Annotated in this window: 20 protein-coding genes and 1 tRNA gene; 9 read left to right on the forward strand and 12 right to left on the reverse strand. The window is 75.1% G+C overall.

Annotated elements, in window-relative coordinates:
- Positions 1-18: 18 nt before the first annotated feature.
- Positions 19-1,278, forward strand: coding sequence for an MFS transporter (locus tag BXA05_RS08945; protein ID WP_076404762.1), 1,260 nt, complete (start codon positions 19-21; stop codon positions 1,276-1,278).
- A 61-nt stretch (positions 1,279-1,339) separates the two neighbouring features.
- Here the strand turns inward: BXA05_RS08945 and BXA05_RS08950 are convergent, their stop codons facing one another.
- The 6 genes from BXA05_RS08950 to BXA05_RS08970 form a co-directional block, all read right to left on the reverse strand.
- Entirely contained in the window at positions 1,340-2,710 is a 1,371-nt protein-coding gene (locus tag BXA05_RS08950) for a glycosyltransferase family 2 protein (protein WP_143311110.1), read from the reverse strand.
- Positions 2,711-2,739: 29 nt separating this feature from the next.
- A complete protein-coding gene (locus BXA05_RS19720) occupies positions 2,740-2,922 on the reverse strand; it encodes an LPXTG cell wall anchor domain-containing protein (RefSeq protein ID WP_143311111.1) in 183 nt (60 codons plus the stop codon).
- 148 nt (positions 2,923-3,070) lie between these two features.
- Positions 3,071-4,354, reverse strand: a complete 1,284-nt coding sequence (locus BXA05_RS08955) for a nucleotide sugar dehydrogenase (RefSeq protein ID WP_076404763.1) — start codon at positions 4,352-4,354, stop codon at positions 3,071-3,073.
- A gap of 147 nt (positions 4,355-4,501) precedes the next feature.
- A complete protein-coding gene (locus tag BXA05_RS08960) occupies positions 4,502-5,155 on the reverse strand; it encodes a response regulator (RefSeq protein ID WP_076404764.1) in 654 nt (217 codons plus the stop codon).
- Positions 5,152-6,261: a sensor histidine kinase gene (locus tag BXA05_RS08965; RefSeq protein WP_143311112.1), complete on the reverse strand. Its 1,110-nt coding sequence runs from the start codon at positions 6,259-6,261 to the stop codon at positions 5,152-5,154. Before BXA05_RS08965 ends, BXA05_RS08960 begins: the two co-directional genes overlap by 4 nt.
- A 150-nt stretch (positions 6,262-6,411) precedes the next feature.
- Positions 6,412-6,499 (reverse strand) — tRNA-Leu (locus BXA05_RS08970).
- Positions 6,500-6,864: 365 nt separating this feature from the next.
- On the opposite strand from BXA05_RS08970, the gene BXA05_RS08975 reads away from it, so the two are divergent.
- Entirely contained in the window at positions 6,865-8,013 is a 1,149-nt protein-coding gene (locus tag BXA05_RS08975) for an AI-2E family transporter (RefSeq protein ID WP_425291922.1), read from the forward strand.
- Between the two features lie 77 nt (positions 8,014-8,090).
- Here the strand turns inward: BXA05_RS08975 and BXA05_RS08980 are convergent, their stop codons facing one another.
- Positions 8,091-8,393 (reverse strand): DUF1905 domain-containing protein, encoded by a 303-nt coding sequence (locus tag BXA05_RS08980; RefSeq protein WP_076404766.1) that lies wholly within the window; start codon positions 8,391-8,393, stop codon positions 8,091-8,093.
- A gap of 68 nt (positions 8,394-8,461) precedes the next feature.
- Entirely contained in the window at positions 8,462-9,844 is a 1,383-nt protein-coding gene (locus BXA05_RS08985; RefSeq protein ID WP_083711761.1) for an APC family permease, read from the reverse strand.
- A gap of 108 nt (positions 9,845-9,952) precedes the next feature.
- Here BXA05_RS08985 and ald point away from each other — a divergent pair, with 108 nt between their 5' ends.
- From ald to BXA05_RS09010, 5 genes are all read left to right on the forward strand, one after another.
- Entirely contained in the window at positions 9,953-11,068 is a 1,116-nt protein-coding gene (gene ald, locus BXA05_RS08990) for an alanine dehydrogenase (RefSeq protein ID WP_076404767.1), read from the forward strand.
- Between the two features lie 101 nt (positions 11,069-11,169).
- A complete protein-coding gene (locus BXA05_RS08995; protein ID WP_076404768.1) occupies positions 11,170-11,805 on the forward strand; it encodes a GNAT family N-acetyltransferase in 636 nt (211 codons plus the stop codon).
- A 77-nt stretch (positions 11,806-11,882) separates the two neighbouring features.
- On the forward strand, positions 11,883-14,024 hold the full coding sequence (locus BXA05_RS09000) for a M3 family metallopeptidase (RefSeq protein WP_076405010.1): 2,142 nt from the start codon (positions 11,883-11,885) through the stop codon (positions 14,022-14,024).
- Between the two features lie 186 nt (positions 14,025-14,210).
- Positions 14,211-15,875, forward strand: a complete 1,665-nt coding sequence (locus tag BXA05_RS09005; RefSeq protein ID WP_083711762.1) for a multicopper oxidase family protein — start codon at positions 14,211-14,213, stop codon at positions 15,873-15,875.
- 88 nt (positions 15,876-15,963) lie between these two features.
- The gene (locus BXA05_RS09010; protein ID WP_083711805.1) at positions 15,964-17,337 is read left to right on the forward strand and encodes a M20/M25/M40 family metallo-hydrolase; all 1,374 of its coding nucleotides are present in this window, start codon (positions 15,964-15,966) and stop codon (positions 17,335-17,337) included.
- An 18-nt stretch (positions 17,338-17,355) separates the two neighbouring features.
- Here BXA05_RS09010 and BXA05_RS09015 read toward each other — a convergent pair whose 3' ends face one another.
- Both BXA05_RS09015 and BXA05_RS09020 read right to left on the reverse strand, forming a co-directional pair.
- Positions 17,356-18,204, reverse strand: coding sequence for a fructosamine kinase family protein (locus BXA05_RS09015; RefSeq protein WP_076404769.1), 849 nt, complete (start codon positions 18,202-18,204; stop codon positions 17,356-17,358).
- Between the two features lie 30 nt (positions 18,205-18,234).
- The gene (locus BXA05_RS09020; RefSeq protein WP_009861400.1) at positions 18,235-18,468 is read right to left on the reverse strand and encodes a DUF5703 family protein; all 234 of its coding nucleotides are present in this window, start codon (positions 18,466-18,468) and stop codon (positions 18,235-18,237) included.
- Positions 18,469-18,569: 101 nt separating this feature from the next.
- Between BXA05_RS09020 and BXA05_RS09025 the strand changes: the two genes are divergently transcribed.
- Positions 18,570-18,881 carry a hypothetical protein gene (locus tag BXA05_RS09025; RefSeq protein WP_034651396.1) on the forward strand — a complete coding sequence of 104 codons (312 nt, stop codon included), beginning with the start codon at positions 18,570-18,572 and terminating at the stop codon, positions 18,879-18,881.
- A gap of 31 nt (positions 18,882-18,912) precedes the next feature.
- On the opposite strand, the gene BXA05_RS09030 is transcribed toward BXA05_RS09025, so the two are convergent.
- A complete protein-coding gene (locus BXA05_RS09030; protein WP_034651393.1) occupies positions 18,913-19,881 on the reverse strand; it encodes an aldo/keto reductase in 969 nt (322 codons plus the stop codon).
- Between the two features lie 141 nt (positions 19,882-20,022).
- Between BXA05_RS09030 and BXA05_RS09035 the strand changes: the two genes are divergently transcribed.
- The gene (locus BXA05_RS09035; RefSeq protein ID WP_021482775.1) at positions 20,023-20,898 is read left to right on the forward strand and encodes an undecaprenyl-diphosphate phosphatase; all 876 of its coding nucleotides are present in this window, start codon (positions 20,023-20,025) and stop codon (positions 20,896-20,898) included.
- A 16-nt stretch (positions 20,899-20,914) separates the two neighbouring features.
- Here the strand turns inward: BXA05_RS09035 and BXA05_RS09040 are convergent, their stop codons facing one another.
- Positions 20,915-21,979, reverse strand: coding sequence for a magnesium and cobalt transport protein CorA (locus tag BXA05_RS09040; RefSeq protein WP_076404770.1), 1,065 nt, complete (start codon positions 21,977-21,979; stop codon positions 20,915-20,917).
- Positions 21,980-21,998 lie beyond the last annotated feature (19 nt).

Below are 21,998 nucleotides of genomic sequence, written 5' to 3' on the forward strand. Positions count from 1 at the left end.
CTCAGTGTGGAGTGTAGCGTGACCACCCTCTCTCCCTCCCGGCCCCGCGTGCGCCCCGGACGCCTCACGCTCTGGGCGGGCTTCGCCGTCGGGCTGACGGCCCTCAACCTCCGGACGGCGGTCACCGGGTTCACCCCGCTGCTGGAGATGGTGGGCGCCGACCTCGGGTTCGGGGTCGGCGTCGCGGGGCTGCTCGGCACGGTCCCCGCGGCGTCGTTCGCCGTGTTCGGCTTCCTCGCGCCCGCGGTCACGCGGCGGTTCGGGCTCGAGCGCACGGCGACCGTGGCCCTCGCTCTCACCGCGCTGTCTCTCGTGCTGCGCGCGTCCTCCCCGACGACGACCGTGCTCGTCCTGTCGACGGTGCTCGCGCTCGCGGGCATCGGGGCGGCCAACGTCGTCATCGTGCCGCTGGTGAAGGCCTGGTTCTCCGACCGGCTCGCGCTGTGGACCTCGCTCTACCTCCTCCTCATGCAGACGGGGCAGTTCGTCGCCCCGCTGCTCGCGGTCCCGGTCGCCGAGGCGAGCAGCTGGCGCGTGTCCGTGGGGCTCTGGGCCGGGCCCGCCGCCGTGGCCGCCGTCGTCTGGCTCCTGCTCGCGCTCCGGCTGCCCGCCGCCCACCACGCGCCCGCACCCGTCGCGGCGGCCGGCGCGCGCCTCCGGGTGGGCCGGTCGTCCACCGCGTGGGGCCTCGTCGGCCTCTTCGCCATGATGTCGCTGTCGAACTACGCGATCATCACGTGGGTGCCGGCGGTCCTCACCGACGCCGGGGGCAGCGCCGCGCTCGGCGGTTCCATGGTCGCGCTGTACTCGGCGTGGGGCGTGCTCGCGGCGCTGGTGGTGCCCCAGGTCGCCACCCGGATGACGAACCCGTTCGTCGTCGTGGTCGCGTGCTCGGTGGTGCTCGTCGCCGGGTACCTGGGCCTCCTGCTCTCCCCGCTCGACGGCACGGCGGTGTGGGTGTGCGCGCTCGGCATCGGGGTGAGCACCTTCCCCCTGTGCATGACGCTCATCAACCGGCGCACGCGGACGGCCCAGGCGGCGTCGGCCGTGTCCGGCTTCGTCCAGGGCATCGGGTACGGGCTCGCCTGCTTCGGGCCCCTCGGGCTCGGCCTGCTGCGCGAGGCGACCGGCTCGTGGACCGTCCCGCTCGTCGTGCTCGCCGCGACCGCCGTCCCGGGGGTCGTGGCCGGCTGGTTCGCCTGCCGACCCCGGTTCGTCGAGGACGCCGGCGTGTCCGCCGACCGTCCGGACGACGCGGCTCCCGAGGGCCCGGCATGACGTCCGCGTTCCCCGTCGACGGTCTCGCCGGCTGCGCTCCGGCCGCGGCCCGGCGCGACGACTACGGGGCGGACCGGTCGGGGTCGGCCGTGATCTCGATCGTGCCGCGGGTGCCCCACCCGACCGCCGCCTTGCGCGCCGTGAGGATCGCGTACCAGCGCAGCGCCCGGAGGAACGTGGCCTGCCACAGACCCACCAGGGGGGCGGTGGCGTAGACGGCGAACCGCTGGGCACGGCTCTGGTCCGAGCGGCGGAGCGTCAGGTACGGCGACGTCAGGACGAGCTGCGCCGCGACGAGGATCACCAACGACTGCCAGAGGATCGCGGCCTGGAAGATAGCGCCGGTGACCACGAGCGCGACCATCACGGCGGTCACCGCTCCGTACTGCATCCATCTCAGCGTGTGGTACCACCACGCGAACCGACCGACGGGCAGGTATCGCGCTCGCCATGCCGCACGGATCGTCGATCCCCGCATCCATCGCAGCTGCTGGCGCCGGTGGTGGGACATGGTCGTCGGCATGAGCGTGAACGCGAACACGTTGGGTTGCGCGACGGTCCGGCCACGCCGGAGCGCGAAGAGCGTCAGCAGCGAGTCGTCCGAGGCATGCATCTCGCGGCCCAGGAGCGTCTCGCCGAGGTAGGTCTCCTTGTTGTCCCGGAGGACGTCCCCGCGGTAGAACGCGCAGCCGCCGGAGTTCACCATCACCGAGCCCATGCGAGACATCGCGCCGCGGCTGACCATCTGCAGCGCGACGAACCACAGCTCCTGCATGCGGGTCAGGAGGTTGGTGCCGTAGTTGGAGACGAGGATGACCCCCGCGACCGACTGGACCCGGGCGTCCGTGAACGGGGGGAGGGCGTTGTGCACGGCGTCGGCGTCGAGCACCGTGTCCGAGTCGACGGTGAGGTAGATGTCCGCGTCGGGCTCGGCGTCGACCCCGGTCATCTGGGCGTGCCGCTTGCCGCCGTTCGGGGTGCGGACCCAGTGCGCCACGATCCCGAGCTCGGCGGCCGCCTTCTCGAACCACGCGCGCACCGGCGCGTAGTCGCCCGAGGTCGAGCCGTCGTCCGTGACGCAGACGGCGTCGAGACGGCGGGTCTGACGCAGCATGGAGTCGAGGCAGTCGCGCAGGGCCGCCTCGTCCTCGTTGTACGCCGGGACGAGGGCCACGACCCGCAACCGGGCGAGCTCGACCTGCTCGCCCGGCGTGGCGACGACGGTGCGTTCGAGCGACGCCGTCAAGGCCTCCCACACCACCATCAGCAGGCCGACGAAGTAGACGACCGTGACCGCCGTCGTCACGCCGAGCAGGGAGAGCAGGCGCCAGGAGGCGTAGCCGGCGATCGCGAGCCCGACGCCCGCCATGACGACGCGTGCGGCCGTCCCGGCGTAGCGGGCCGAGCGCGGTGCGGTGCTGATCGCGGTCATGACGACCTCCCGTGCCCTCTCGGGCGAAGTCAGCGGGCCTCGCTGCCGCGGTCGCGCGACCGGCGACGGGCGACACGCACCAGGATAATCCCGAGCAGCACGGTCGCGGCCCCCGCGATCGCCACCCAGGTCACGCTCGCGCCCGTCGTCGCCAGGGCGACGGTCGCGACCGGCGCTCCGGCCATCCCTGCAGGTCCGAAGTCCTCGCTCATGGTCGTGCCTTCCTTGAGATCCCTCCGCCGCGTGCGCGGCGTTCGTTGACATCTCAAGGTTCGGGCCCGGCACCCCTCCGGCTCCTCGTCCGAACGGGCGCGGCCCCTCCTCCGATCGGTCGGGTTCCGCGAGCCGGTACGGCGCCTGTCACAGGAGCGCGGTGAGCTCCAGCCGCTCCGGGACCACGTCGCGGCCCGCCGCCGGGGTGAGCGACACGACCAGCCCGTCCTCGCCGGCGAGGACGTCCAGGTCGCCCGCGAGGCGCGCCCGGTGCGCAGCGTGCACGACGGCGACCACGACGAGACGCGACGACCGGGGCCCGGCCAGGACCGCCGCGACGTGCGCGGGGTCGTCGACGAGCCGGTCGAGGGTGGTGACGTCGAACTCTCGCTCCCGCAGGTGCGCGGCCAGGCGCAGGGGCCCGGAGTTGCGGGTGTCGTCCACGTCCGGCTTGTAGGTCGTGCCGTAGACCACGACCCGCGGGCGCTCGCCGCGACCCGCGACCAGCGCCTCGATCCGGTCGGCCAGCCGCTGGTGGTAGCGGGCGTTCGTCGCTCGTGCGGAGGCCGTCGCCGTCATGTCGACGCCGATCGAGGCGGCGTGGTCGAGGAGGTAGTACGGGTCGACCGCGATGCAGTGGCCGCCGACCAGCCCGGGGCGGAAGTCCTTGAACGACCACTTCGTGCGGCAGGCCGCCAGCACCTCGGCGAGGTCGACCCCGAGGGCGTGGGCGTACTCGTTCACCTCGTTCATGAACGCGATGTTGACGTCGCGCTGACCGTTCTCGACGAGCTTGGTCAGCTCGGCCGCCTCCAGGCTGGAGACGGCGACGAGCCCTGCCGCGACCACGGGTTCGTACAGGTCCCACGCCGCCCGGGACGACGCCTCGTCGAGGCCGCCCACCACCTTGACGACCTCGGTGAGCCCGACCTCGCCGGGCGCGATCCGCTCGGGGGAGAAGGCCACGTGGAAGTCGCGCCCCGCGACCAGGCCGGAGCGCTCCTCCAGGATCGGCACGCACACCCCTCGGGTGACGCCGGGGTGCACGGTGGACTCGAACGATACGAGGCTGCCGGGCGCGAGGGCGCCGCCGACGTCGCGGCAGGCGGCCTCGACCGCGGACAGGTCCGGGCGGTCGTCGTCGCCGACGGGTGTGGGGACGGCGACGACGAACGCGTCGCAGCCTCGGAGCGCGGCGGGGCTGCGCACGGTCCGGAACCGCGCACCCTCGCGCGGTGTCACGGTGGCGGCGTCGCGTGCGGCCTGCGTCCGGCGCCCCGCGGTGAGGTCGTAGCCGACGACGTGATGACCGTGCCGGTACAGCTCCAGCGCGAGCGGTCGCCCGACATAGCCCAGTCCGACCACCGCGACCTTCCGCAGCGTCGGTCCGCTCTCGACGGGACCCGATGCGGTGTCCAGGAGTGCGCTCATCAGCGGTACCTCGGCTCTTCGACGTCCGGAGCGGGTTCGCCCTCGTGACCGGGCGGGATGACGCCGAGGCGTCGCAGGTGCGGCAGGGTGCTCGTCGTCCCGACCCACCACGACACCACCGTGGCCGGTCGTCGTCCATCGCACGCGTCACGGGGGCTGGAGGCCGGCCTGGAAGCCGATGATCGCGGCCTGGGTCCGGTTCGTGGCCCCGAGCTTGGCCATCGCGTGCGCGAGGTGGGTCTTGGCCGTGGTCTCCGACATGTAGAGGCGTCGGGCGACCTCGGCGTTCGACATCCCGGCCGTGACGCACCCGAGGACGTCGCGCTCGCGGGCGCTCAGTCGGTCGACGGCGCGGTGCGCGTGGTCGTCGTGGACGGGCAGACGGTCGCCGAGGGCGTCGAGCAGCCGACGCGTCACGGCGGGCGAGAGGATCGCCTCGCCCGCGGCGGCGACGTGCACCGCGTGGCGCAGCTCCGCGGTGGACGAGTCCTTGAGGAGGTACCCGGCGGCGCCGTCGCGCAGCGCGGGCAGCACGTACTCGTCGTACTGGAAGCTGGTCAGGACGAGCACGGCGACGGCCGGGTTCGTGCGTCGGATCTCGACGGTGGCGTCGAGGCCGTTCATGACGGGCATCTGCATGTCCAGCAGCACGACGTCGGGGCGGTGCGCCTGGACGGCGGCGACGCCTGCTCGGCCGTCGCCCGCCTGCCCGACGACGTCGATGTCGGGGTCCCCCTGGAGGAGCTCCACCAGGCCCTCGCGGAAGAGGACCTCGTCGTCGACCACGACGACCCGGATCATGGCTCTGCCCTCGGGATGACCGCCTCCACGGCGAAGCCTCCGTCCGGCGCGGGCCCGGCGCTCCATCGGCCCGCCAGCAGGTCCACGCGCTCGCGCAGCCCGTCGAGCCCGTGCCCGCCCGTCGTCAGCGGTTGCTCGGGGATGCGCGCCGGACGGGCGTTGGCCACCCGTACGCGGAGCGTCGCCGGTTCGTCCGCGACGTCGACCGTCGTGCGTGCGCCGGGCGCGTGGCGGACGGCGTTGGTGAGCGCCTCGCGCACGACGAGCACCGCCGTGCGTTCGGCGACGTCGGGAGGCTCCCGGTGGGCCGCCGTGACGCGCGCGTCGACCGGCTGGCCCACCTGCCGCATCTCCGTGACCAGTCCGTCGATCTCCGGGAGGGACAGGTGAGCGAGGTCCGGTGCGGCGACGTCGTGGCGGAGCCGTCCGAGCACCTCGCGCATGTCGTCGAGCGCGGCGCGCCCGGTCTGCCGGATCTGCGCGGCGACCGCGCCGGGGTCGGGCGCGGACCCCGCCTCGATGCGGTTCGCGCTCAGGACGATGAGCGAGATGCGGTGGGCGACGACGTCGTGCATCTCGCGCGCGAGACGGTCCCGCTCTCCGCGACGGACCGCGTCGGCGAGCTGCGTCTCCCGGACGATCTCCGCGTCCTGGCGCGCCCGCGCCGCGTCTGCCGTGGTCCGGGCGGCACCTCCCAGGAGCCACGCCAGCAGCGTCACGGCCACCACCGCCACCAGGTGGCTCGCCTCCCACGGTCGCGCGGAGACGACCCAGACCACGACGGCCCCGGCCTGGGCGCCCAGGACGGTCGTCGTGACCGCGCGCGTGGGTGCCAGGTCGCGGCCCACGAGGTAGGCGCACACCGCGGTGGCGACCACGGGGGAGAAGGCGCTGAGGACGGTGCACGCCACGTACGCTCCGAGCGGCCACCGGCCGAGCGCGACGAGCAGCACGGCGCCGACGACCTGCGCCGCCGCCTCGACCTCGACGGGACGACCGAGCATGTCCGCGTCCGCGCGCAGCACGACCAGGGTCACGCCGAGCATCGCGGTGGCGACCCCCACCGCGGCCTCGGCCCGCCAGCCACCCCTGGTGAGGACGCCCACGGTGACACGCTAGCCGCTCGTGCCGCCCGGCGACCGGCGAACGAGCACGTGTCCGCGCCGTGCCCACGGCTCGACCGGACGGTGGAGCATGTGCCCGGGGCACGACGAAGGCCCCTGGTCTGCGTCTCCGCAGGCCAGGGGCCTCGATCATGGTGTCCGGAGGGGGACTTGAACCCCCACGCCCGATAAAGGGCACTAGCACCTCAAGCTAGCGCGTCTGCCATTCCGCCACCCGGACGAGTGGACCTTCCCGGCGTTTCCGCCGTTCCGGTGCGGGGAAAAACATAGCACGGTTCGGGGGTGGTTCTCACATCGCCGTCACGGCCCGGACCAGGGCCGCGACCTCGACCTCGACCTCGTCGTCCAGCTCGACCAGGGCCGTGCGCGGCGCCCGGCGTGCGGGGACGACCTGGGGCAGACTGGGCGGATGGTGGCCACGACGCGACGGAGGCACGCGTGACGGACGAGCAGCGACCCGCGGCAGGCCCGGCACCGACAGCACGGCCGGGCTCCGGCACCGACCGCTCGGCGGCGTCGGTCAAGCACCTCGCCGGGGCGTCGAGCGCCGCGCGCAAGGTCGCGGGAGCGCGCCGCAACCCGTCGGTGGTGGGGTACGACGAGACCGTGCCCGCCTGGCTGCGCACGACGGCCGGCTGGTCGTGGCGCCTGCTCATGATCGTCGCGGCGGTCGCGCTCGTCTTCTTCGCGACCGCGCAGGTGCAGCTCGTGTTCGTCGCGGTCTTCCTCGCGCTCGTCATCACGTCCGTCCTGCGGCCGGTGACCGACTTCTACAGCAGGATCATGCCGCGCGGCCTGGCCACGGGGCTCGCGATCCTCACGGCCCTGCTCTTCTTCGCGGGCCTGCTGACGTACGTCATCACGTCGGTCGCGGGCCAGTGGCAGAGCCTCGCGGAGCAGTTCGACCAGGGCATCGAGCAGATCTTCGACTTCCTCGAGAACGGCCCGCTGCCGGTCACGATCACCGCGGACGACGTCAACGGCTGGATCGACAACGGGCGCCAGTGGCTCACGGAGCACGGCGGCGACATCGCGAGCCAGGCCGCGGCGAGCGCGGGCTCCGTCTTCGAGGCGTTCGCGGCCATCGCGCTCGCGATCTTCTGCACGGTCTTCTTCCTCGCCCGCGGCAAGGACATGTGGACGTGGTTCCTCAACCAGCTCCCGTCGCGCTCGCGCGACAGCTGGAAGATCGCGGGCGGCGCCGGCTGGTACACCTTCTCCGGCTACGCGCGCGGCACGGTGATCATCGCGCTCGTCGACGGCATCCTCGCGGGGATCTTCCTCGCGATCCTCGGCGTCCCGCTCGCGGCGCCGCTCGCCGTCCTGGTGTTCATCGGGGCGTTCATCCCGATCATCGGCGCCCCGCTCGCGATGATCATCGCCGCGATCGTCGCGCTCGCGGCCAAGGGCTTCCTCATCGCGCTGATCGTGACGATCGGCATCGCGCTCATCGGGCAGTTCGAGGGTCACGTGCTGCAGCCGCTCGTCATGGGCAAGCAGGTGTCGCTCCACCCGGTGGTGGTCGCGATCGCCGTGACGGCCGGCACCCTGCTCGCCGGGATCCTCGGCGCGGTCGTGTCGGTGCCGCTCGTCGCGGTCGCGTGGTCGGTGTTCTCGCACCTGCGGCACAAGGACCCACCGATGGAGGACGAGCTGCCGACGGCGAAGGAGATCGCCCTCGGGGACGTCGGCCCGGGCGTCACGCCGCCGCCCCCGGAGGGCGCGACGAGCTGACCGCCGCGCCTCCGGGGCGGCGCGGGGCCGAGGCGCGTCGACCCGTGCGGTGCCGCGTCGCGGGGAGGCGACCGGGATCACCGCGGGACGGCGGACACCCCCGCGTCGAGCCGGACCGAGACGTGCACGGTGTCCCCGACGTCCTTGCCGGTCGCGGCTCGCACGGACCGGAGCACCGCGAGCAGGTGCGGGCCGCCGTAGGCGACGAGGGACGCGTGGTACGCGACGTCGTCGACCGCCGCGAGCACGGGGACCCGGCCGCGCGTCCCGAACAGGTCGAGGACGTCGACGGGGAGCGTGACGAACGCTCCCGACCGTGTCCCGGCGGCGACCACCACGGCGTCGAACTCCACCGGGCCGGGGTCCGTCCACGTGGGCATGGCGTCGACCGTAGCGGAGAGCGCGGACGCGGGGAACGGGCCGCCCGGGCGATTTCCGCGCGGCCCGGTCAGCCGGCCTCGGGCCCGGCCGACCGGCCGTCGGCCCGTGCACGCGCGGCGCCACGACGGACGAGCGTCACCACGACCGCGGCCGCGGCGAGCAGCGCCGGTGCGACGAGCGACGCCCCCGCGAGGAGCAGCAGCACCGCCGTCAGGGCCGTCGCGACCGCGGCGAGCCACCAGCCGGGAGAGCGTCGGGGGAGCAGGCGCAGCGCCGCCACCATGCCCAGCGCGTAGACGGCCACCATGCTGCTCGTGTGGACGCGGACGAACGGCTCGAGGTCGAGCCCCGTGGCGACGAGCACCGCGAGGTAGCCCGCAGCGAGAGCGAGCGTGACGGCCAGCGCGCGGCGCGGCACCCCGGCACGGCCCGCGAGCGCGGCGAGGGGGCGCGGGAGGTCGCCGTCCCGGGCGAGCGCCTGCCCGAGGTTCGCGAACGCGGCGAGGTAGGCGGTGAGCACCCCGGACGTGACGACCGCGGCGACGACGCCCACGAGCACCGGACCCGCGCCGGGCGCGCCCACGCGCGCGAGGTCGAGGAGCGCGACCGTCCCCGTCCCCGCGTCCGTCCCGAGCACCCCGACCGTCGTGACCTGGAGCGCCAGGTACGCGACGCCGACCACGACGAGCGCCACGCCCGTCGCGGCGGGGATCGTGCGCCGCGGGTCGCGGAAGTCGGCCGAGACGTGCGTGCCGACCTCCCACCCCGCGAACGCCCACACGAACAGGCTCACGGCGGAGCCCACGCCGGACCACCCCTCGCTGAGGAACGGCGTGAAGCGCTCGGCGCTCGCCGCCGGCGCCGCCGCGGCGACGACCACGACGACGGCCGCGAGCAGGAGCGTCGTCAGGCCGAGCTGGACGGCGCCCGCCACGCGCACCCCGAGCGCGACGGCGAGCGCCGGCACGACGACGAGCGCGACCGCCACGACCGGGACGACCGCGCGGTCCGCCCCGACGACGGCGACGACGTACTCGGCCCCGAGCACCGCGACGACGGGGACGCCCGCGCACACACCGAAGGAGAACCAGTACCCGGTGGCGCGGGCCGCCGTCGGGCCGAGCGCCGCACGCACCGCGCTCGCGACCCCGCCCCGGTCGGGGTGCCGTGCGGCGAGCGCGGCGAACGTCCCCGCGAGCGGCACGCTCGCCACGAGGACGAGCGCGACGGCGAGCACGGACGCGGGCCCGGCGACGCGCGTCGCGAGGCCCGGCAGCGCGAGGACGCCGGTCCCGAGGACGCTCGCGACGTAGAGCGCGCTGCCGCGCGCGAGGCCCAGCGTGCCCGTCGGGGACCGGTCGAGCGGGCTGGCGGGCAGATCCCGTCCGGAGGGGGAGGCCGGGCCGCCCGTCGGGGCGGGCCGGGCTGTGCGGGAGGTCGTCGGGTCCACCCGCCCACCCTGGCAACGACGGCGGGGCCGGACGAGTGGCAGGCAGGACACGCAGGCACAAGATCCTGCCACCCTGCGCACGACGGCAGCCTGCGGCCACACTGGACCATGAGGATCGGGATACCCACCGAGGTCAAGAACCACGAGGACCGCGTCGCGCTCACCCCCGCCGGCGCGCACCACCTCGTACGGGCCGGGCACGACGTGCTCGTCCAGTCCGGGGCCGGGACCGGCTCCCACCTGCCCGACGCGGAGTTCGAGAGCGCGGGAGCGCGCATCGTGCCGACCGCCGAGGAGGTCTGGGGCGAGGCGGAGCTCGTCTGCAAGGTCAAGGAGCCGGTCGCGAGCGAGCACCGCTTCCTGCGCGACGACCTCCTGCTCTTCGCCTACCTCCACCTCGCGGCCGACGCGGCGTGCACGCGCGCCCTGCTCGACGCCGGCACCACCGCGGTCGCCTACGAGACCGCCCGGGCCCCGGACGGCACCCTCCCGCTCCTGGCGCCCATGAGCGAGGTCGCCGGACGCATGGCGACCCAGGTCGGCGCGTGGCTCCTCCAGCGCCCGGCAGGCGGCCGCGGCGTCCTGCTCGGCGGCGTGCCCGGGACGCGACCCGGCCGGGTCGTCGTGCTCGGGGGCGGCACCGCGGGGCGCCACGCCGCCGAGATCGCCGTCGGCATGCGCGCCGAGGTCACGGTCGTCGACCTCGCGCTGCCCGTGCTGCGCGCCGTCGACCGGGAGTTCTCCGGGCACGTGCGCACCGTCGTGTCGAGCGCGTACGCGATCGAGCGCGAGGTGCTGGAGGCCGACCTCGTCGTCGGCGCCGTGCTCGTCGCGGGGGCGCGCGCCCCGCGCCTCGTCACCGACGACCTCGTCGCGCGGATGCGGCCCGGCGCCGTGCTCGTGGACGTCGCCGTGGACCAGGGCGGGTGCTTCGAGGGGTCGCGGCCGACGACCCACGACGACCCGACCTTCGCCGTCCACGGCACCACGTTCTACTGCGTCGCGAACATGCCCGGCGCGGTCCCCGTGACGAGCACGCTCGCGCTGACCAGCGCGACGCTCCCGTACCTCGCGGCGCTCGCGGACGCCGGGGTCGACGCGCTGCGGGAGGACCCGCTCCTGCGGTCGGGGGCGTCCACCCACCGCGGCACGCTCCTCAACGCGGCGGTGGCCGCCGCGCACGACCTGCCGTGGACGCCCGTGGAGGACGCCCTGCGCCGGTGACCCACCCGGGTCCGGGCACGGTCGAGCGCGGCCGTCGCTGCGATCTTCCGGGCGGCGATTCCGGATGACGCCGCGCGGCACGGCGTGCCAGGCTCGGGCGGGTGCACCCCTTCGCCCTCGACGACGGCCGCGTCCACCTGTCCACCCCGACCCTCGACGACGTCGACGCGATCACGGCCGCGTGCCAGGACCCCGACGTCGCCGCATGGACGGTGGTGCCGTCGCCGTACACGCGCGCGGACGCGGTGCAGTTCGTCGAGGAGTACGTCGGTCCCGGGTGGGAGCGTGGCAACGTCCTCACGTGGGGCGTGCGCGAGAGCGCGGGCCGCTCGGGCATCCCCGGTCCCGACGGCGTGGGCCCGGTCCTCGGCATGATCGGCCTGAGCCTCGACGACGCGCCCGAGGGCCGGCGGTCGGCCGAGATCGGCTACTGGACCGCCCCCGGTGCCCGGGGCCGGGGCCTCATGACGGCTGCGGGCCGCCTCGTCGTCGACTGGGCTCTCGACCCCGAGGGGGCGGGTCTCGCGCGGCTCTTCTGGCAGGCGTACGTCGGCAACTGGCCCTCGCGCCGGACCGCGTGGCGCCTCGGCTTCCGGGTCGAGGGCACGGTGCGCGGCTTCGCGCTGCAGCGCGGCGAGCGACGTGACGCGTGGCTCGGCACGCTCCTGCCCGACGACCCGCGCGAGCCGGCGGAGCCGTGGCCGGCGGACGCGCCGCCGTCGGGCCGCGCGGCCTGACGCCGTACCGCCACGGCGCTCCCGGGCGGCGAGGTATCCGTTTCCGTCGTGCCCGCCCGCGGGCCAAGATGGGCACCATGACCTCCGAGCCCACGACGCGCGCCGACGCGCCCGCGCCCACCACCGCGCCGGCCCTTCTCGACCTCGACCCCGCCAACCCGTTCGCGGCGCCGTCGGTGCTGCCGTACGAGCTGCCCGACTACGACGCCATCCGTGAGGAGCACTACCTCCCGGCGCTGCGGGCCGCGACGGCCGCGCAGCGCGCGGCGATCGAGGCGATCGCGAGCGACGACGCGCCGCCCACCGCCGCGAGCGTGCTCGAGGCGCTCGAGCGGTCGGGCCGCGACCTCGCGCGCGTGCTCAACGCGTTCTACAACCAGCTCTCGGCCGACGCGACGCCGGGCCTGGAGCAGATCGAGGAGGAGTTCGCGCCCGAGCTCGCCGCGCACCACGACGCGATCTACATGGACGCGCGCCTCTACGCCCGCGCCCGCGCGCTCCAGGACGCGGTGGACGCCGGCGAGCAGACCCTCGAGCCGGACGCCGCGTGGCTGCTCCGCACGCTGCTCGTCCGGTTCCGCCGTTCGGGCGTGGAGCTCGACGCGGAGCAGCAGGAGCGCCTGCGCGCGCTCAACGGCCGCCTGACCACGCTCGAGGCCGCGTTCGGCCGCAAGCTGCTCGCCGGCGCGAACGCCGCGAGCGTGCTCGTCACCGACCGCGCGGAGCTCGACGGCCTGGCCGAGGACGCCGTCGCGGGCGCGGCGGCGGCCGCCGCCGCGCGGGGGCACGAGGGCGCGTGGCTGCTGGAGATGCAGCTCCCCACCCAGCAGGGCGTCCTCGCCTCGCTCGCGCGCCGCGACGTGCGCGAGCGCGTGCAGCAGGCGTCGGAGTCGCGCGGTGCGACCGGCGACGACCACGACACGCGCGAGATCGTGCTCGAGACCGTGCGCCTGCGCGCCGAGCGCGCACGCCTGCTCGGTTACGAGCACCACGCCGCGTACGTCGCCGAGGACGCGACCGCCAAGACGACCGAGGCCGTGAACGCGATGCTCGGGCGGCTCGCTCCTGCCGCCGTCGCGAACGCGCGCCGCGAGGCGGCCGACCTCGAGACGGCGCTGCGGGCCGACGAGCCGGGCGCGACGCTGCGCGCGTCCGACTGGTCGTTCTACGCCGAGCGCGTGCGCAAGGACCGCTACGCGCTCGACGACGCGCTGCTGCGCCCGTACCTCGAGCTCGAGCGCGTCGTGCACGACGGCGTGTTCCTGGCCGCGAACCGCCTGTTCGGCATCTCCTTCGCCGAGCGCCACGACCTCGTCGGGTACCACCCGGACGTGCGCGTCTTCGAGGTGTTCGACGCCGAGACGCCGGGGGAGCCGGGCCAGGGCCTGGGTCTCTTCCTCGCTGACTGGTACACGCGCGAGTCCAAGCGCGGCGGCGCCTGGATGAACAACCTCGTCGACCAGAACCACCTGCTCGGGCAGAAGCCGGTCGTCGTCAACAACCTCAACATCGTCAAGCCGCCGGCCGGCCAGCCCACGCTGCTCGTGTGGGACGAGGTCATCACGCTCTTCCACGAGTTCGGGCACGCGCTGCACGGCCTGTTCTCCGACGTGCGCTACCCGTCGCAGTCCGGCACCGAGGTGCCGCGCGACTTCGTCGAGTACCCCTCGCAGGTCAACGAGATGTGGGCGTGGGAGCCGTCGGTCCTGCGCTCCTACGCGGTGCACCACGTCACGGGCGAGCCGATGCCTGCCGAGTGGGTCGACACGATGCTCGCCTCGCGCCAGTTCAACGAGGGCTTCGGCACGACCGAGTACCTCGCCGCGGCGCTGCTCGACCAGGCCTGGCACCAGGTCGGGCCCGACGGCGTCCCCGCGTCGGAGGCCGACGTCGTGCCGTTCGAGGCCGCCGCGCTCGAGGCGGCGGGCGTCGCGTTCGCGCCCGTCCCGCCGCGCTACCGCACGACGTACTACAACCACGTGTTCGGGGGCGGGTACGCGGCCGGGTACTACTCGTACATCTGGTCCGAGGTCCTCGACGCCGACACGGTCGAGTGGTACCGCGAGAACGGCGGCCTGTCGCGCGAGAACGGCGAGCGCTTCCGCCGCGTGCTGCTCGCGCGCGGCGGCTCGCAGGACCCGCTGCAGTCGTTCCGGGAGCTCCGCGGCCGCGACGCCGACATCGCGCCGCTCCTCGCGCGCCGCGGCCTCGACGCCTGAGCCGACGGCCCGGGGAGGCCCCTGAGCCTCCCCGGCCCGCGCTCAGGGTCCGCTCCGGGCGCGCGTACGCCGCCCGGCCGACGCCCGACGCCCCGCGGGCCTCCTAGCGTCGACACGTGGCCCTCGCCCGGGCCGCCACCGGCCCCGGTCCCGGAGGCCGCCGTCGTCCCCTGGAGCCCAGCCGCCATGCCGACCTCGCCGACCGTCCCGCCCGCCGTCGTCCCGGCCGCGGGCCCGCCGCACCGTGCGCGGCGGGTCGTCCTCGTGCTCGGCCTGGGCGCGCTCCTGCTCGTCGGGACGGTCGTCGCCGTCCTCGGCGTCGCGTGGGCGCGCGCCGCGACGAGCACGGCCGGCGCCGTGGAGTTCACCCGAGCTCTCGCCGTCCCGCCCCTCGCGGAGTCGCGCGTGGAGGACGGCGTGCGCGTCTTCGCGCTCGAGGCGCGCGCGGGCCTCGCGGACCTCGGCGCGTCCGCGCCCACACCGACGATCGGCCTGAACGGGGACTACCTCGGGCCCACGCTGCGGGCCGCGCGGGGCGAGCGGGTGCGCGTCGACGTGACGAACGCGCTCGACGAGACGACGACGCTCCACTGGCACGGCATGCACCTGCCGCCCGCGATGGACGGCGGCCCGCACCAGATGGTCGAGCCCGGCAAGACATGGTCGCCCACGTGGACGGTCGACCAGCCCGCCGCGACGCTCTGGTACCACCCGCACCTGCACGGTCGCACGGCGGACCAGGTGTACCGCGGCCTCGCGGGGATGTTCCTCCTCGACGACCCCGTCGGTTCGGAGGGCCCGGCTGCCGACCTGCCGCACGAGTACGGCGTCGACGACATCCCGGTGATCCTCCAGGACAAGCGCTTCCACGCCGACGGCCGGCTCGACGACGCGGTGTCGTTCCTGTCGCCGGTCGGCACGCTCGGCGACACGGTCCTCGTCAACGGCACGCCGGGCCCCTACCTCGACGTCACGACCGAGCGCGTCCGGCTCCGCCTGCTCAACGGCTCCGACTCGCGCGTCTACGACGTCGGGCTCGCCGACGGGGGCGCGTTCCGGCTCGTCGGGACCGACGGCGGCCTGCTCGCCGCGCCGCAGACCGTCGAGCGGGTCCGGCTCTCGCCCGGCGACCGCGCCGAGGTCGTCGTGACTCTGACGCCCGGGCAGCGCGAGGTGCTGCGCAGCTTCCCGCCCGACCTCGGCGTCAACCCCGTGTTCGAGCGCTTCTCCGGCGGGGACGACACGTTCGACCTCCTCGAGCTGCGCGCGGCCGCGACGCTCGCGCCCAGCCCGGACGTCCCGGCCGTCCTCGGAGCGACCGACCCGGCCGACGCGCTCGACGAGTCCGACGCCGTCCGCACCCGGCGCTTCGAGCTCTCCGGGAGCGCGATCAACGGCCGGTCCATGGACATGAACCGGGTCGACGAGGTCGTCACCGTCGGCGAGACCGAGGTCTGGGAGGTCACGGGCCTCGACGACACCCCGCACAACTTCCACGTGCACGACGTCCGGTTCCGCGTGCTCGACGTCGCCGGCGAGCCGCCCGGCCCCGACCTCGCCGGCTGGCAGGACACGGTCTACGTCCAGCCGGGGCGCGTGACGCGACTCCTCGTGCGGTTCGACGCCGCCGAGGGCACGACCGACCCGACGACCCCGTACATGTTCCACTGCCACCTGCTCACGCACGAGGACCGCGGCATGATGGGCCAGCTCGTCGTCGTCGCCCCGGGCGAGCAGGCGCCGTCGCGCCTCGACGCGCCCGACGGCTCCCCGCACCCCGGTCACGACGCCGCGCCCCTCGGCGGCACGGGCCCCCGCGGCCTCGCTCGGGGCCCGCACGGCGGTCACTGAGCCGCACGCCGGACGACGGCGCGTCCGGGATATGGGCGGTCGGGCCCGGCGGTCGGCGCGTCCTGCGGCGACGGGTAGCGTGTCGCTCATGACCGCTCCGCACCCGGACTCCCTGGCCAGCGCCCTCGCGGCGACCGACGCGACCCCCGGCGCGGTGCCGCGCGCCGAGGACGAGGTCGTGCGGATCTGCCGCGAGCTGCTGCGCATCGACACGTCGAACTTCGGCGACGGGTCGGGCCCGGGGGAGCGGGCCGCCGCGGAGTACGTCATGGGGCTGCTGCACGAGGTCGGGCTCGAGCCGGAGCTGTTCGAGTCGGAGCCCGGCCGGGCGAGCGTCGTCGTGCGGCTCGAGGGCGCGGACCCGACGCGACCGGCGCTCGTGCTCCACGGTCACCTCGACGTCGTCCCCGCGCAGGCGGAGGACTGGTCGGTGGACCCGTTCGCGGGCGAGGAGATCGACGGCCTGCTGTGGGGGCGCGGCGCCGTCGACATGAAGGACATGGACGCGATGATCCTCGCGGTCGTGCGCCAGATGGTGCGCGAGGGCCGCAAGCCCGCGCGCGACGTCGTCGTCGCGTTCTTCGCGGACGAGGAGGCGGGCGGTGCCTACGGGGCGCGCTACGCCGTCGACCACCGGCCCGAGCTGTTCGAGGGCGCGACCGAGGCGATCAGCGAGGTCGGCGGGTTCTCGGTCGAGGTCGGGGGGCGGCGGGCCTACCTGCTCCAGACGGCGGAGAAGGGCATCGCCTGGCTGCGCCTCGTCGCGGAGGGCCGCGCCGGGCACGGGTCGCAGGTGAACGACGACAACGCGGTGACGCGGCTCGCCGAGGCGGTCGCGCGCATCGGGACGCACCACTGGCCGAACACGCTCACGCCGACGGTCGACAAGCTGCTGCGCGGCGTGGCGGACCTCACGGGCCTGCGGTACGACCCCGAGGACTCCCGGTCGATCGAGGCCCTCGTGGCCGCGCTGGGCCCGGCGTCGCGGTTCGTCGGCGCCACGGTGCGGCACACGTCGAACCCGACGCAGCTCGCCGCGGGCTACAAGGCGAACGTCATCCCCGGCCGCGCCGAGGCGGCGATCGACGCGCGCCTCCTGCCGGGCCACGAGGAGGACGGGTTCGCGACGCTCCGCGCGCTCGCGGGCGAGCACGTGCGGGTCGAGGAGATCCACCGCGACATCGCGCTCGAGGTGCCGTTCGAGGGCGACCTGGTGGACGCGATGGTGGACTCGCTGCTCGCGGAGGACCCGGAGGCGACGGTGCTGCCGTACACGCTGTCGGGCGGCACGGACAACAAGTCGCTCGCCCGGCTCGGGATCACGGGCTACGGCTTCGCGCCGCTGCGCCTGCCCGCCGACCTCGACTTCTCCGGCATGTTCCACGGCGTCGACGAGCGCGTGCCCGTCGACTCGCTGCGGTTCGGCGTGCGCGTCCTGGACCGGCTCCTGCGCACCTGCTGACCGGAGGGCGTCGCGCGGTCAGGTCTCGCCGAGCAGCGCTCGGACGCAGGAGCGCAGCTGCGCGCGGTACCCCCCGCCGAACAGCACCGCGTGCACCGCGACCGGGTACACCTGGTGCAGCGCGACGCGGTGGCGCCACCCGCGCGCGAGCGGGTGCGCGGCGTCGTACGCGGCGAAGATCTCGTCGAGGAACGGCGCGCCGAACAGCGCGAGCATCGCGAGGTCGGCCTCGCGGTGCCCGCCGTGCGCGGCCGGGTCGATGAGCACGGCCTCGACCGCGCCCGCCGAGCCGCCCGTGCGGTCGTCCGGGGCGCCGCCCCGGCCTGGCGCCCACAGCACGTTGCCCGACCAGAGGTCGCCGTGCACGCGCGCCGGCGCGTGGTCGAGCGCGGGGCGGGCGAGGTCGGTCAGGCGCGCGGCGAGGCGGTCGAGGAGCCGCGCGTCCTCGGCGTCGAGCGCACCCCGGTCGCGGCCCTGCCGCGCGACCGGCAGGAGGCGCGCCTCGGCGTAGAAGGTCGGCCAGTCCGGCCACGCGCCCGTCGGCAGCGGCAGCGGGTCGTCGAGCGGGCCGAAGAACGCCTCACCGGACCACCCCGGCGGGGCAGCACCCCAGGCCGGCGCCCCGGTGTCGTGCACGACGGCGAGCGCCCGCCCGAACGCCCGGGCCGCCTCGCGGGTCGGCGCGGTCGTCGGCACGCGCTCCAGGTCGAGGTGGTCGGGGCCGACGTCGAGCACGCGGGCGACGCGCGGCCCGCCCGGGACGTCGAGCCATGCCAGCCCGGCGGCCTCGCAGCGGAAGAACCCCGCCGGAGCCGCGGCGCGCGACTTCGTGAAGACGGCCGGCGCCGCCTCGTGCTCGCCGCTCACCGGGCCGCTCTCACCGGATCGTGCTCGTGCTCACAGCGTCGAGCTGACCCGGATGATCTTGCGCCGCAGCCAGACCCGGCGCTCGCCCCCGACGTACAGCCGGGTGCGGGCCAGCTCCCAGCGCCCGTACTCCGCCTCGTCGGTGAGGAGCCTGCTCGCGTCCGACCGGCTCGTGGAGCGGTCGATCGTCAGGACGCGGTACTCGTACTGCCCGCCGTGCGCGGCCCATCCGGACCTCCGGCGTGACGTCGGCCTCTCCTCCACGTGCCACCGTCCTCTCTCGCCTGTCTCGGTCGCGGGCCGGGTGGTGGGACCGACCCGGCCAACGAGTGCCATTGTGCCCCTCTCGGCGCTACCGTCAGGGTATGACCGCTGACCCGCGTGCCGCGCTCGACCGGTTCATCGCCGCGCTCGAAGCCCACTACAACGCCGTCGCCGCACGTCGCGGGGAGGACGACCCCGCGGTCGACGACGCCTACTACGTCCTCGGGGACGCCTTCGAGGTGTACGACGAGGCGCTGGGACAGGTGCACGGGGAGGCGACGCCGTTCTACCTCGCGGAGGAGGACGACGACGAGGACGACGAGGACGACGACGCGGAGGAGGACGACGACCTCGACGACACGCTCGACGACGACGTCCTCTCCGGCGAGCTCGAGACCGACGGCGCGCGCTGAGCCGCCCGAGGTCGCCGAGGGAAGGACGGGGTCACCACCGCTCGGGGTAGCCGACGTCGAGCGCGCTCACGTCGTCGAGCGCGGCGCGCACGGCGTCGGGAAGCACGAGGTCGGTCGCGGCGAGCGACGTGCGCAGCTGCGCCGGGGTGCGCGCACCGACCACCGCGCTCGCGACGGCGGGGCGCCCCAGGAGCCAGGACAGCGCGACATCGAGCGGCGCGCGGCCCAGGCCCTCCGCGGCGGTGACGACGGCCTCGACGATCCCCGACGACGCGTGGTCGAGGTACGGCTCGACGAACGCGGCGAGGTGCGGGGACGCGCCGCGCGAGTCGGCGGGGAGCGAGCGCCGGTACTTGCCGGTGAGGACGCCGCGCCCGAGCGGGGACCACGCGAGCAGGCCCAGGCCCAGCGACTCGGCGGCCGGGACGACCTCGCGCTCGGCGCCGCGCTGGAGCAGCGAGTACTCGAGCTGGACGGCGGCGAGGCCGACGTCGTCGGTCCCGCCGAGGAGGGTCGCGGCCCGCGCCGTCGCCCATCCCGGGTGGTTGGACAGCCCGACGTAGCGCGCGCGCCCGGAGGTCACCGCGTGGCGCAGCGCCGACAGCGTCTCGGTGAACGGCGTGCGCGGGTCGGGCGCGTGCACGAGGAACAGGTCGACGTGGTCGGTGCCCAGGCGCGCGAGCGAGTCGTCGAGCGAGTCGAGGAGCGCGCCGCGGGACGCGTCGACCACGGGGCCCGACGGCGTGTGGCGCACCCCCGCCTTGGTGCAGAGCAGGACGTCTCGCCGGTCGACCTTCGCCCCGAGCAACGACCCGAGGAGCGACTCGGCGTCGCCGTCGGCGTAGGAGGCGGCCGTGTCCACGAGGGTGCCGCCGGCGTCCACGAAGTCCCGCAGCTGCTCGGCCGCGTCGAGCTCGTCCGTGTCCCGGGCCCACGTCATGGTGCCGAGCCCGAGCTCGGACACGCGCAGGCCGGTGCTGCCGAGGTGGCGGTTCTCCATGGTTGCCGAGGGTACCGGCGGGGGCCCGCGGGCGACCGTCGGGGCGCGCGGTCGGCGACCTGGTCGGCCCAGGTTCACCCGCTCGGTCGCGGGTCTGCACGTGCGCGGCTGCCGCGCCCCGAGCGGGTATCGTGACCGCTCGTGAACGCGTGGGAAGCCGTCCTCCTCGGCCTCGTCCAGGGCCTGACCGAGTTCCTCCCGATCTCGTCGAGCGCCCACCTGCGCATCGTCGGCGAGCTGATCGGGTCGCAGGACCCGGGTGCCGCCTTCACGGCGATCACGCAGATCGGGACCGAGACGGCGGTGCTGCTGTACTTCCGGCGGGACATCGCGCGCATCTGCGCCGCGTGGTGGCGCTCGGTGCGCGGCGACCACGGCACGGACTGGCGGGCGCGGCTCGGCCGGCACGACCACGACGCCGCGATGGCCTGGTACATCGCGCTCGGCTCGGTGCCCATCGTGCTGCTCGGCCTGCTGTTCCAGGACGCGATCGAGAACACGTTCCGGAACCTCTACCTGACGGCGCTCATGCTCGCGGTCTTCGCGCTCCTGCTCGGCTGGGCCGACCGCATCGGCGCCAAGCGGCGCACGCTGCGCGAGCTCTCGGCCGGGCAGGCGGTCGCGTTCGGCTTCGCGCAGGCGCTCGCGCTCGTCCCCGGCGTCTCGCGCTCGGGCGGCACGATCACCGCCGGCCTGCTCATGGGCTTCACGCGCGAGGCGGCGGCGCGCTACTCGTTCCTCCTCGCGATCCCGGCCGTCATGGGCTCGGGCTTCTACCAGCTCTTCAAGTCCGCGGACGAGCCGGCACCCGGGGCCCCCGGCGCCGGGGCGACCCTCATCGCGACGCTCGTCGCGTTCGTCGTCGGGTACTTCGTCATCATCGCGTTCCTCAAGATCGTCTCGACCTTCAGCTACACGCCGTTCGTGGTCTACCGCCTCGTGCTCGCGGCGCTCGTCGTGCTGCTCCTGCTCGTGGGCGTGCTGGAGCCGGGCGGGACGGCCGTCTCGACGCCGTGACCCTCTCGGGCCGCGGTCAGAGCCAGCCGACGCGCTTGAAGACGCGGTAGAGCAGGACGCAGCCGCCCGCCATGAGGGCGAGCGCGAAGGGGTAGCCGAACGCCCAGTGCAGCTCCGGCATGTTGCGGAAGTTCATCCCGTACACGCCCGCGACGATCGTCGGGTACACGAGGATCGCCGCCCACGCCGAGATCTTGCGCATGTCCTCGTTCTGCCGCACCGAGACCTGGGTCATGTGGACCTGGAGCATGTCCGAGAGCAGGTCGTCGTGCGCGTCGAGGTGCCGGTCGATCCGTTCGACCGTCGTCACGACGCGCTCGAGCATGCGCCGGTTCACCCCGAGGTGGTCGGGGACGTCCGGGTCGAGCAGCTCGGGCAGCTCCGCCGTGACGGGCATCAGGGCGCGCCGCGCCTCGGTGATCTCGCGCTTGAGGTCGTAGATGCGCTCGACCGGGTCCTCGCGCTGCTGGTCGAACACCACGCGCTCGGTGTCGGCGACGGCGTCGCCCAGGCCCAGCTCGACCTGCGAGGCGCCGCCGACGATGGCGAGGACCGCGGCGGAGACGATCCGCTGGACGGGCGAGCCGTGGGGGTCGCCGGGCGCGGCGACCTTGTCGAGCATGATCGCGTGCACGTCCGCGTCGCCCTCCTCGGCGGTGAGGACGAGGCCCGGGCCGAGCAGCGCGGCGAACTGGCCCGTGTGCACCTGGCGGTCCGACTCGGTGAACCATGCCGTCGGGGTCACCAGGAGGAGCCAGTCCGCCGCGACGCGGCGCACGTGCGCCAAGGGGTGGCGGTTGTGCCGCGCGAGGTCCTGCCGCGTCGGGCCCACCCCGGTCGTGACCTGGGCCGCGGCGTCGAGCACGGCGTCGAGGTCCTCCAGACGCGCCCAGGTCACCGTGGCGCGGGCGGCGTGCCGGTCGCCAGGCGTGTCCAGGGTGCCGGGATCGGCCGGGTGCACGCCGTCGGCGCCGGGCTCGACCGTCCACGCCGCGACGGCGCGCACGGTCGGTCGTCGGGGCGCCGGGGCGGGCGCGCCGTCGGGCGGGGTGCCCGTCCGCGGCTCGGTGGGGTTCGTCACGTCCGCATTGTCCCGCGCC

This window comes from Cellulosimicrobium funkei (assembly GCF_900155925.1).
Lineage (GTDB): Bacteria > Actinomycetota > Actinomycetes > Actinomycetales > Cellulomonadaceae > Cellulosimicrobium > Cellulosimicrobium funkei.